Here is an 11,460-nt window from a genome sequence, read left to right as displayed (position 1 = left end):
CTGCGAGCTCGGCCCACCGCGGTCACGAGCGAACCTCCGGCCGACGCCGAGCCCGTCGAGGGGCCCGCCAGCGGCCCGGTAGTCTCTCGGCGTGACGCAGCAACCCATGTCCGACGAGCGGCGGCCCGCCAACGACGGGCGCAAGGCTGCCGCCCGCAACCGGGCCGCTCTCGTCGCTGCCGCCCGCGAGATCTACGCGGAGTGCGGCCTCGAGGCGCCGCTCTCCGCGATCGCGCGTCGGGCCGGAGTGGGCCAGGGCGTTCTGTACCGGCACTTTCCCGACCGGGCCGCCGTGGCGACCGCCATCCTGGACGAGAACGTCCGGCAGGTCGAGCAGGCGGCGGCAGCGCGGGACGCGGACATGGCCCAGGTCCTCGGTGTGCTCACCTGGCACCTGACGGAGTCGGCAGCCTTCATCGGCATCCTGCACGCGGACGGGGCGGCCGGCCGCTCCGGCGTCCCCTCCTACGCTTCCGCGCTGTCCGAGCGGGTCGAGCGCGCCCTGCGGAGACTCCTGCCGGACGGCCATCGGCTCGCTTCGGTGAACGACGACCTCATGATCGCTGTCGCCATGGTTTCCGGTGCCGTCACCGGCCACACCCGCGAGGAGCGGGAACACCGGGCACGGGCCGCATGGCGGCTGCTCGGTGTCGAGGTGGGACCGGTGCGCTCCTACGACGGGTGAAGTCCGAGGTGACGTCCGGCGAGTGAAGTCCTGGGTGACGTCCGACGGGACGTCCGGCGAGTGAAGTCCTGGGTGACGTCCGACGTGAGGTCCGGCGGGTGAAGGCGTGGTCAGCCGCCGTTGGACTGCCTGATGCCTTCCGCCAGCGCGTCGAAGGTGTACAGGTAGCCTCCGGCGGGTCCGCTGACGGTCATGTAGGCCTTGGTCCCTCCGGGCGTGATGGCCACGTTGGTCGCGGATTCGAGCCCCTCGGCGGCGCGGGCAGGAATCTCGACGGTCGCCAGGCGCTCGCCGTTCCGGTCGTACACCACCATCGCGGGCCGGCCGTGGAGTGCCTGGTAGAGGTTGCCGTCCGCGTCCACGGCGATCGAGTCCGTCTGCGCGACACCGCCGTCGACCCGGATCGCGGTGTGCCGGGAAGCGACCCCGCCGTTGCCGTCGAGGAGCAGGTAGGAGACGCGGTTCTGCGTGAGCTCGCTGACCCACAGTCCGCGGTAATCCGCGGCGAACGAGATTCCGTTCGGTGCCGCCAGCCCGTCCGCCAGGACGGTGGCGTTCTTCCCGTCACGGTCGATCCGCACCACGCGCCCCTTCGCCTCACCCTCGGACATGCCGCGTGAGTCGCTGATGTACAGATCGCCATCCCGGTCGAAGGCGAGGTCGTCGGCGTTCATCCGGGCTCCGTCGACCTCTCCGGAGAAGAAGGTCTGCGGGTCGCTGCCGTCCGGGGCCAGACTGACGATGTCGCCGTGGGAGAAGTCGGTCAGGTAGATGCGCCCGTCGTAGGGGCTGAACTGGGCCGAGGTGTAGGCGCCGCGGGCGTCGGTGTGGACCTGGCGCGACGTCTTCTTCCTGACGTCGACGCGCAGGACCTTCGGCTCGCCGGGGGGTGCGGTGACATCGACGACGAGCAGGTTTCCGTCCCTGTCGAAGACAGGACCCTCCAGCAGGGTCATTCCGGTCGCCTGGTGCACCTTCGTGAGCCGCATGACCTTCTGGGCGCGGACGGTCGTGTCCGCGCCGGTGGAAGCCGCTTCGTGCGCGGCGGCGCCTGCTCGGGTACCGCACCCGGTGAGGGTGAGGGTCAGCAGGCCGATCGCGGTGAGCCCTGCGAGGGATCGGATCGGGAGTCGTTGCATGGGGGTCACTCTTCCTGGCCGAGGTGTACGGAAGCTGCTCCGCCGCAACCGGACAACACTGTCCGGTACTTGCTACGGTAGTGCATGCCTGCTCAAGTCCCCTGTTTCTACGGTCAGTTACTGGCAGCGGCTTCCTGGCAGTGAACCGGAAGGATCGAGGTCCCCCCACATGACGAACTCCCCAGCGGTGTCCACCGAGACGCTCGCCGAGTTGCGGCGGCGCTACGCCCTTGAACGGGAGCGGCGCGTGCGGCCCGACGGCACCCGCCAGTACCTCGCCGCCGACGCCGAGTTCGGCTGCTACGCCGCCGATCCGTACACGGCGGAGACGGCGGAGCGTGAGCCGCTGCGGGACACGGTGGACGTCGCCGTCGTCGGCGGCGGTTTCGGCGGCATCCTCGCGGGCGCACGGCTCCGTCAACAGGGCGTCGAGCGCATCCGCGTCATCGACAGGGGCGGTGACTTCGGAGGAACCTGGTACTGGAACCGGTACCCGGGCATCCACTGCGACATCGAGGCGCACGTGTACCTGCCGATGCTCGACGAGACCGGCTACGTGCCGGAGTGGAAGTACGCCCCCGGAGAGGAGATCCGCCGGCACGCGGTACGGATCGCGGAGAAGTACGACCTCTATGCGGACGCCCTGTTCTCCACATCGGTCACCTCCCTGGCCTGGGACGAGACCGCACAGGCGTGGACCGTTGCGACCGACCGCGGTGACAGGTTCCTGGCCACCTACGTCATCACCGCCACCGGCACCATGTCCGAGCTGAAACTCCCCGGCATACCCGGCATCGAGAACTTCCGCGGCCACACCTTCCACACCTCACGCTGGGACTACGCCTACACCGGCGGTACCGCGGACGGCGGCCTCACCGGCCTCGCGGACAAGAGCGTGGGCGTCGTAGGGACGGGTGCCACCGGCGTCCAGGTCGTCCCGAAACTGGCCGAGGACGCCGGACACCTCTACGTCTTCCAGCGCACCCCTTCCACGGTGGACGTGCGCGCCAACCGCCGTACCACCGCCGAGGACGTCGGCGCCGACCGCGACGGCTGGGCACGCGAGCGCCGCGACAACTTCCTGCGCATCACCTCCGGCGAGGCCGCCGGGGAGGACCTGGTGGCGGACCGGTGGACCTCGTCGGCCGGCCTCCTGGAGAAGCTGCTCCCGAGCTTCTGCCGCCAGGGCGACCGAACGGCCTTCGAAGCGGCCTACGAGGTCGCCGACGCCACGAAGATGAACGAGATCCGCGCCCGCGTCGAGCAGGTCGTCGCCGATGCGGACACGGCGGAGAAGCTCAAACCCTGGTACCGGTACGCCTGTAAGCGCCCCACCTTCTCCGACACGTACCTGCAGGCCTTCAACCGCGACAACGTCACCCTGGTCGACACCGCGGACAGTCACGGCATCGAGCGGATGACCGAGCGGGGCGTCGTGGTCGGCGGCACCGAGTACGAACTCGACTGCCTGATCTTCGCCACCGGGTTCTCCGTCGGAGTCTCCGGCGTCCACTCCGGCAAACTCCCCGTCCACGGCCGGGGCGGCGTCCAGCTGCTGCACGCGTGGGGGCGGCGAGGGCCGCGGAGTCTGCACGGCTTCACCGGCAACGGCTTTCCCAACCTGATCCGACTGGGAGCCGTGCAGAGCGCCAGCAGCGTCAACTACACCCACGTGCTCGACGAGCACGCCGTGCACGCCGCGGCACTCGTCGCGGCCGCCGAGGCCAAGGGCGCCGTCATCGAACCGTCCCGGGAGGCGGAGGACGCCTGGCTCGCCGTTCTGGCCGAAGACGCCCCCGACCACGAGTGGTTCCATGCCGAATGCACGCCCGGGTATTACAACGGTGAGGGGCGTGGCCGGGCGAACGGGCCGATCGCCTATCCCCACGGCGCGTTCGCCTTCCACGGCCTGCTGAAGCGCTGGCGCGAGGAGTCCATGGACGACGTCCTCCGGGCCAGGACGCCAACTGTGCGGTAGCGGGCGGAGGTTGCGGGGCGGCGGCCGTCCTCGGCAGGGCGCCGCCCCGTCGCCGTGGTGTCTGCCGCCTGTGGCCGGCGTCGGCGCCGTCGCTGGGTGAGCCGCGCTCGACGAGCACGTCTCCGCCGGACACGGCACGGGTGGCGGAACGGAAGGGCCGCGCTCGCTCACTCCGAGGCGGGCGGGGCGGTTCGTTGGGCGTGGTCGGCGCCTGTCAGACCGCGGACCAGCCGTCGTCGACGGGGAGGATCGCGCCGTTGATGTTGCTCGCGGCCTCCGAGGCGAGGAAGAGGATCACCGCCGCCTGCTCCTCCGGCTGCGACAGGCGGCCGAGGTTGACGAAGTGCGGGGCGATCGCCGCGGGACCGTGCGCGGTCCGGTCGGCCTCCACCGCGATGGCGGTCGCGGTGCCGCCGGGGCAGATGGCGTTGGCGCGGATGCCGTTCTTGCGGTACATCACCGCCAGCGACTTCGTCAGGCCCACCACGCCGTGCTTGGAGGCCGTGTAAGCGGCCCCCGCCGCGCTGCCGCGCAGGGAGGCCTCGGAGGCGGTGTTGACGATCGCGCCGCTGCCCGCGGTCAGCATGTGCGGCAGTACGGCACGGGTGAGCAGGAAGGGCGCGGTGAGGTTGACCCGGATGACGCGCTCCCACTCGGCGTCGCTCACGTCGCCCACTGCCGACATGCTGTCCATGATCCCGGCGTTGTTCACCAGGACGTCCACACCGCCGAAGCGCTCCACCGCCGTGGCCGTCACCCGGTCCACGACGGCCTGCTCGCTCAGGTCCCCTGTGACGGCCACCGCGGTGCCGCCCGCCTGCCCGATCAGCTCGACGACCGCGTCGGCCCTTTCCGCGTCGAGGTCCGCCACGACGACGCGGTCGCCCTGCGCGGCGAAGGCGAGCGCGGCCGCGCGTCCTATGCCCGAGCCCGCTCCGGTGACGATCACGCTGCGTCCGTCGAGATCGCGGGTCATGAGTGCTCCGTCCAGGAAGTGTCGACGCGATGGACCCGTGTCGCACCGCGCCAGCACCCTACCTCTTTATGTCGCTGAGTGACATTAAGTCGGGGTGGAGAATGCACAGGGCATTGATCACTGCATCGGAGGCGCACATGACCCAAGCCGGCGGACGGACGGGGCGGCCACCGCTGACCGAGGAACGCAAGGCCGCCATCCGGATGGAGATCGCTCGGGCCGCGGTGGACCTGTTCATCGCCCAGGGCGTCGCCGCGACCACGGGTGAGCAGATCGGGCAGGCGGTCGGCGTCTCGGCGCGAACCGTCTGGCGCTACTTCCCCACCAAGGAGAGCTGCGTACGGCCGTTGTTCTCGACCGGCATCGAGACGATCGCCACCACCCTGCGGCAGTGGCGCCCCGGTCGGCCCCTCCAGGAAGCCTTCGACCACCTCTGGACCACCGAAGCGGTCCTGCCCGGCCCGGACGTCGGCGCCCTCCTCCGGCTCACGCGCACCGAACCGGGCCTGCGGGCGGTCTGGCTGCAGACCCACGACGAGGCCGAACCCGCCTTCGCGAGCGCCCTCGCCGAACGGGCCGGCCTGCCCGCCGATGACGTACGACCGGCCATCTGGGCCGCCATGCTCAACGCCGCCCTGCGCGCGGCCGTCGAGCACCACGCCTACCGAACGGCCGGGCCGAGCGCCGGCCCGGCGGCCGCCCGGGCCGATCTCGCGGCGACCCTGCGCACGGCTCTGGCGGTGGTGGAGGCCGGACTCGGCTGAAGTGCGGGGTGCTGGAGGTCCACCTCGAGGCCGCCCGTCGACGCGGGACACCACCCGCATCGCCCCAAGGCCCTCGCCGGGAAGGGAGCAGTCCCCTTGAACCGATCCCCACCCCCAGGAGCACGCGCCCCTGGACCGGGCCGCCTGACGTGGGCGGTTCGCCCCTATGAGGTCTTGCTCCGCGCCCGCCGGCGCCGGCCTGGCGGCCGTCCGGACCGGCGGACGGGGCGACGTCACGCAGGAACGGCGAGCGGCGGGTGCTCGAGCACGCGGGGCTTGTACTCGACCAGCTGGATGCGGCCGTCGAAGGTGCGGTGTTCGATCATCTCGAGGGCAACGTCCGGATAGCCGTCGTAGATACGTTCTTCGCCCGTGGCCCCGGTGATCACCGGGAACATCACGACCCGGAAGCGGTCGACGAGTCCGGCTCGAAGCAGGGACCGGCACAGGCTGAGGCTGCCGATCGTGCTGAGGAGCCCCGAGCCGGTCGACTTCATGGCGCGGACCGCCTCGACGGCGTCGTCGCGGACGAGCGTGGAGTTGGCCCACGTCAGTGGCTCCTCGAGTGAGGAGGAGAACACCACCTTGGACGCTTGTGTGAGCTCGTCGACGGACGCCTCTTCCTCGGGCCTGAAATCGTCCTGGCCCTTCGGGACCTCGCCTGCGGCGAAGCCCGACATCAGGCGGTAGGTGTTCGCTCCCATCAGGTAGGTGGCCTCGGGCTGCTTGCCGAGCCACGCGAGGTACTCCGGGCCCTCGAGGCCCCAGAACCCGGGCCATCCCTCTCCCGATGCGTAGCCGTCGAGGGAGGTGATGAAGTCGACGAGAAGCTCCGACATGGCGGTGTCCTTTCCTGGGGTGTCACAGCTTGGACCGGCCGGGAGCCGCAAACTCATCGGCCGCGCTGTGGAGCAACGAGCCTGCTACCGGATTCGTCCTCTTTCCTCGTTACGATCACCAGCCACCTGCCCCGCACGAAGGAACGGCCGCGACCCGGACCGTCGGCCGGGCCGCGGGACCGGAGAAGGAACCGTCTTCGCGACCGAGCCGGAGCCGGCCGCTCGCATGATCGACAGGTGTGGTGCACTTCTGCGCTGTGAAGATCATGGAGGACGAGCTACGGCGTCTCCGGTCCGGACCGCGGGCCGAGGACGGCCAGGAGCGGCCATTTCTCGTACGGGTCCGGTTCACCGCCGGGGATCCCGCCCAGGTCATCGCCGATGCACGTACGGTGCTGACGCGCGTGGTCGAGCGGACAGACGACTGGCCCGCGTTCGAGCTGTGGCCGCGACTGCTGCCGGCGTGGTTCGTACAGCGGTGCGCACCCGAGCCCATGGAGCCGGAGCCCGGCGAGCCCTTCGATGCCGAGGCATGGCTGAGGCAGTGGCAGGCGATGACGCCGAAGCAGAGGGCGGCCGCCGGCGAGGGGCCGTGGACGCTGTCGGATTGGCTGCACTGCTTCGACCCGACCGAGGAAGGGGCCGGTGCCGATCGCAGCTGGTGGTGGTGGCACGCAGGAGCCGATGAATCGGGAGGCGGCTGGGTTCAGGTGGCCACCACCGGCTGGCCGTTCGGCAGCGGTTCGCTGTCCTGGCTGATCAAGGCCGGCGGCGGCACGGATCTCGCCTACGGACCATGAACGTCGCGCACCGCGCGTGGACCGCGATGAGCGATGTCGCCCGGCTGTCGGCCGCCGTCCCGGCGGTCAGGCGGAGCCAGGAAGTGGCTCACGGACCAGGCTCACATCGACGCCCTTGCCGAACCCGTCGTACTCGACCTCCGGGCGATCCGGGCAAGGCGGGGGCACATCGTGACGACAAAACGGCCACGGCAGGCGCATGACCTCACCATGGACCCCGTGCGCCGACCGGCCGTGTTTACAAGGGATCCAGGTCGAGGAATCGAGCAACCATGCATCTGTCGTTGTGGGTTCTCCAGGGAGTCATGGCATTCCTCGCTGTTCCCTGGGGGGTGCGGAAGCTTGCGCGCGGCTGGACAGGGCCGCCGTTCTGGTTCTTCAAAACGCTGTACCTCGTCACACCGCCGGCGTTGGTCGCATGGGGCGGCTCGGGCCGTATCCGCTCCGACCGACCCCCGATCGGCTGGTGTCTCTCATGGAGTTGGGGAGCATGAGCGCCAGGCGCATGTTGGGGCACACGTGTCAGAACTACGGTCGGCCCAGGGCTTACAGCCTGCATCCTTGGCGTGAGCGGTATGCCGGGCTGTCCGAGTACCGGCAGCGGCGCGGCTGGGGCCACTCGCTGGGCAGGTACGAATACGGGAAGGGCTGGTGCTGCCCGGTCTGCGGTGACGAATGGTCCCTGTGGGTCGGCCTGGGCGGCCTGCTGCGGTGGTGGTCGCCCGCACGCGACCAGGAGTCGGGAAAACGGTCCAACTCCGGACCGGACGCCTCGTGGTGGTCCTACGGATACCGTGCTGAAGCCGAAGCGGCCGGCACCCGGTGCGCCCACACCCGGCTCAAGGAAATAAAGGCGATCCGGCGGGCCTCGGCGTTCAGGAACGATGTTCTGCTCCATCGCTGCCGACGCTGCGGCCGGGTCGTCCGCTGGGAGGCGATCGGGGAGCAGGGCCACATCCCGCCGGCCGATGTCCTGTGACTCCCGTCCGACGCCGATGTCGGATTCCTGCCGGACAGCGGCGAGCAGACGGTGTTTGACTGCCCGCATGTTCACCACCCGGCCGGACCAGGCCCGCCACTTCCGCTCCCTGCACACCTCGTCGCGACCCCTGGCGCTGCCCAACGCCTGGGACGTCGCGAGCGCCCGCGTCATCGAGGCCGCGGGCGCCCCCGCGATCGCCACGACCAGCGCCGGCGTCGCCTGGTCGCTGGGTTCACCGGACGGTGACGCCCTCACCCGCGAGCGGGCGCTGGAACTGGTCTCCCGCATCGCCGCCGCCGTCGCGGTCCCCGTCACCGCCGACATCGAGGGCGGCTACGGGCAGGACGCGGCCGACGTCGCGGAGACCGTCACCGGCGTGCTCGCCGCGGGCGCCGTCGGCGTCAACATCGAGGACGGCTCGCGGCCGCCCGGCGAGCTCGCGGCACGGCTCGCCGCCGCCAGGCAGGCCGCCGACCGGGCAGGCGCGGACCTTTTCCTCAACGCCCGTGTCGACACCTACCTCTTCGGTCTCGGCGACCCTGACACCCGGCTCGCGGAAACGCTCGACCGGGCCCGCCGGTACGTCGACGCCGGCGCGGACGGCATCTTCGTCCCCGGGGTCACCGACACCGCCACGATCGCGGCGCTCGCCGGGGACATCTCCGTACCACTGAACGTCATGGCCGGACCGGGCGCACCGAAGGTCGCCGAGCTCGGCGACCTCGGCGTGGCCCGGGTCAGCCTCGGCTCGGGCGTGGCGCAGGCCGCGTACGCCGCCGCCCGCCGCGCCGCGCGGGAACTCCTCGACAGCGGCGGCTACGACTCCCTCGCCGACGGCATCGCCTTCCCGGAGCTCGACGGGCTCCTCTCCGGACCACGCTGACCCGGCCGCCGGCAACGCGGCGATCCGGGGACCCAGCCGCGCCGGCACCCGTCTTCGCAGGTAATTCGGTACGCGGCACAGCCTCCCGCGCGTGACAATCACGGTTCACGAACGGGAGGACCACATGAGCCAGGCGTACGCGACCCTCCACGAGCTGCTGCCGCCCGACGAGTTGGCGGCGGCTCTCGCGGCAGGGCACGTCACCCGCAAGCGCCACCCCGAACTGCCGCTGTCCCTCTACACGTACACGAGGACGTGTCAGTACGAGCGCGTGTGGAACCGGGTCACCATGCGCTGCCGCGGCCTGGTCGTCGATGACGCCACCGGCGAGATCGTCGCCCTTCCGCTGCCGAAGTTCTTCAACGTCGGCGAGCACCGGGCGGGTCAGCCGTACGCGCCCGCCCTCCCGGACGAGCCGTTCGAGGTCTACGACAAGGTCGACGGCAGCCTCGCGGTGGTGTTCCACTACGCCGGCCGGTGGCGTGTGGCGTCCAAGGGCTCCTTCATCAGCACCCAGGCGGTGTGGGCCCAGCGGCTGCTGGACGACAGTGACACCTCCGCGCTGACACCCGGGGTGACCTACCTCGCCGAGATCCTCTACCCGCAGAACCGCATCGTCGTCGACTACGGCGACCGCCGGGACCTGGTGCTCCTCGCCGCCTTCGCCAAGGACGGCGCGGAGATCGCTCTGGCCGAGGCCGGGGCGGACTGGCGGGGCATCGGCTCGGTCGTCACCGTCTGGCCCGCCATGCCGCTGGCCGAACTGCTCGCCCTTGCCGAGGGCAACCGGCTGCCCGGCGGCCGGACCGCCACGGGCACCGACGCGGAGGGCTTCGTCCTGCGCTTCGCCTCCGGCGTGCGGGCGAAGGCCAAACTGTCCGAGTACGTACGGCTCCACAAGGTGCTCACCGGCGTCACCGAGCGGGACATCTGGCGGAGCCACGGCATCCAGCGTTTCGCCGGCCTGCCCGTCAAGCGGGTGGCGCAGGCGCTGGGTTGTGAAGTGGCGGACCTCGCGGCGTCCGAAGGGAAGCCGCTCGACGCGCTGCTGGAGCAGGTGCCCGACGAGTTCGACGCGTGGGTGCGCGAGGTGATCACCCGGATCGACAAGGACGTGGCCGACCGAGAGCGCGCGATCGACGAGGCGTACCGTTCCCTCGCCCCGCTCGCCGCCGACCGGGGCGCCTTCGCCCGCGCGGTGAAGTCGCTGCCCGACTCCACCGTCCGTTCCGCCATGTTCCTGCGGCTGGACGGGCGTCCGACCGAACTCCTGACGTACCGTTCCGTCCGGCCCGCGACGGCCGACCCGTTCCAGACCGACGAGGAGAACTGACCGTGCCCGTGGTACACGTGATGACGGGGCTGCCCGCCTCGGGGAAGACCACCGCGGCCCGCACGCTTCAGGCGGAGTCGGCGGGCCGGATCCGGCGGGTGAACCTGGACGACCTGCGGGTCATGCTCGACATCCCGGCGGCCGCGCAGGGCCGTTCGCACGCGCACGAGCAGACCGTGCTGGCGATCCAGGACGCCGCGGTGCGGGCGGCCGTCGAGGACGGGTTCGACGTCGTCGTGGACAACACGCACCTGACTCCGCACATCCCCAAGCGGCTGAAGTCGGCGGTGGCCGGCCAGGCCGAGTTCAAGGTGCACGACTTCACCGGCGTACCGGTCGACGAGTGCGTACGGCGGGACGCCGAACGGGAGCGGCAGGTCGGCGAGGAGATCATCCGGATTCTCGCGGACAAGCACGCCAAGGCCAGGAGGAGCGGCTGGCGGCTCACCGAGGACTGGCTGAACGACGAGCCCCCGGTCGAACCGTACGTCGCCGACCCGGCGCTGCCTGCGGCGGTGATGTGCGACATCGACGGCACACTCGCCATCAGGGGCGACCGCAGCCCCTACGACTTCACCCGCTGCGGGGAGGATCTGCTCAACGTGTCGGTGCGGAGCGCGCTGTGGTCGTTCCGGCGGGCGGACGGGGATGTGATCGTCCTGCTCTCCGGGCGCGGTGAGGAACACCGGGAGCGGACGGAGGCGTGGCTACGCCGCCACGAAGTTCCTTACGACGAACTGTGGATGCGCGCGGCCGACGACGGCCGGCGTGACGACGTCGTGAAGGCGGAGCTCTTCGACCGCCATGTCCGCCACCGCTTCGCCGTACGCGTCTCCCTCGACGACCGCGACCGGGTCGTCGCCGTCTGGCGCCGCATGGGCCTGCCCACATGGCAGGTCAACTACGGCAACTTCTAGGGCCGGACCGGACTGCCGTCGCTGCCGCCGCACCGCTCGGGCTGTCCGCTGGTGTCTGTCCGCTGGTGTCTGTCCGCGCGGGGGCGGTGGCGGGCCGGGCGGCGCCGTGGCTGCGACCACCGCCCGGCCCGGGTCCCTATGCGCCTGCCGGCGCGGGGGAGCGG

General features: G+C 71.1%; 11 protein-coding genes. 8 read left to right on the top strand and 3 right to left on the bottom strand.

Features of this window, described 5'->3' with window-relative positions; all coding sequences use genetic code 11:
• Positions 1-91 precede the first annotated feature (91 nt).
• Positions 92-685, top strand: coding sequence for a helix-turn-helix domain-containing protein (locus SPRI_RS03040; RefSeq protein WP_005308150.1), 594 nt, complete (start codon positions 92-94; stop codon positions 683-685).
• 110 nt (positions 686-795) lie between these two features.
• On the opposite strand, the gene SPRI_RS03035 is transcribed toward SPRI_RS03040, so the two are convergent.
• Complete coding sequence (locus tag SPRI_RS03035; protein ID WP_005308148.1) at positions 796-1,824, bottom strand: SMP-30/gluconolactonase/LRE family protein; 1,029 nt, start codon at positions 1,822-1,824, stop codon at positions 796-798.
• 169 nt (positions 1,825-1,993) lie between these two features.
• On the opposite strand from SPRI_RS03035, the gene SPRI_RS03030 reads away from it, so the two are divergent.
• On the top strand, positions 1,994-3,802 hold the full coding sequence (locus SPRI_RS03030; RefSeq protein WP_005308146.1) for a flavin-containing monooxygenase: 1,809 nt from the start codon (positions 1,994-1,996) through the stop codon (positions 3,800-3,802).
• Positions 3,803-4,016: 214 nt separating this feature from the next.
• Here the strand turns inward: SPRI_RS03030 and SPRI_RS03025 are convergent, their stop codons facing one another.
• Entirely contained in the window at positions 4,017-4,778 is a 762-nt protein-coding gene (locus SPRI_RS03025) for an SDR family NAD(P)-dependent oxidoreductase (RefSeq protein ID WP_037773035.1), read from the bottom strand.
• Between the two features lie 137 nt (positions 4,779-4,915).
• On the opposite strand from SPRI_RS03025, the gene SPRI_RS03020 reads away from it, so the two are divergent.
• Positions 4,916-5,542 carry a TetR/AcrR family transcriptional regulator gene (locus SPRI_RS03020; protein ID WP_037773029.1) on the top strand — a complete coding sequence of 209 codons (627 nt, stop codon included), beginning with the start codon at positions 4,916-4,918 and terminating at the stop codon, positions 5,540-5,542.
• A gap of 233 nt (positions 5,543-5,775) precedes the next feature.
• Here SPRI_RS03020 and SPRI_RS03015 read toward each other — a convergent pair whose 3' ends face one another.
• Positions 5,776-6,381: a dihydrofolate reductase family protein gene (locus SPRI_RS03015; protein WP_005308140.1), complete on the bottom strand. Its 606-nt coding sequence runs from the start codon at positions 6,379-6,381 to the stop codon at positions 5,776-5,778.
• Positions 6,382-6,620: 239 nt separating this feature from the next.
• On the opposite strand from SPRI_RS03015, the gene SPRI_RS03010 reads away from it, so the two are divergent.
• From SPRI_RS03010 to SPRI_RS02990, 5 genes are all read left to right on the top strand, one after another.
• Complete coding sequence (locus tag SPRI_RS03010) at positions 6,621-7,181, top strand: hypothetical protein (protein WP_005308138.1); 561 nt, start codon at positions 6,621-6,623, stop codon at positions 7,179-7,181.
• Positions 7,182-7,671: 490 nt separating this feature from the next.
• Complete coding sequence (locus SPRI_RS03005) at positions 7,672-8,160, top strand: hypothetical protein (protein ID WP_005308135.1); 489 nt, start codon at positions 7,672-7,674, stop codon at positions 8,158-8,160.
• Positions 8,161-8,227: 67 nt separating this feature from the next.
• Positions 8,228-9,046: an isocitrate lyase/PEP mutase family protein gene (locus SPRI_RS03000; protein ID WP_005308133.1), complete on the top strand. Its 819-nt coding sequence runs from the start codon at positions 8,228-8,230 to the stop codon at positions 9,044-9,046.
• A gap of 91 nt (positions 9,047-9,137) precedes the next feature.
• The gene (locus tag SPRI_RS02995; protein ID WP_234020311.1) at positions 9,138-10,379 is read left to right on the top strand and encodes a T4 RnlA family RNA ligase; all 1,242 of its coding nucleotides are present in this window, start codon (positions 9,138-9,140) and stop codon (positions 10,377-10,379) included.
• Between the two features lie 2 nt (positions 10,380-10,381).
• Positions 10,382-11,296, top strand: coding sequence for a phosphatase domain-containing protein (locus SPRI_RS02990; RefSeq protein WP_234020310.1), 915 nt, complete (start codon positions 10,382-10,384; stop codon positions 11,294-11,296).
• Positions 11,297-11,460 lie beyond the last annotated feature (164 nt).

The sequence above is a fragment of the Streptomyces pristinaespiralis genome (assembly GCF_001278075.1).
Classification (GTDB): Bacteria; Actinomycetota; Actinomycetes; order Streptomycetales; family Streptomycetaceae; genus Streptomyces; species Streptomyces pristinaespiralis.
This window is presented reverse-complemented; position numbering and strand designations above follow the sequence as displayed.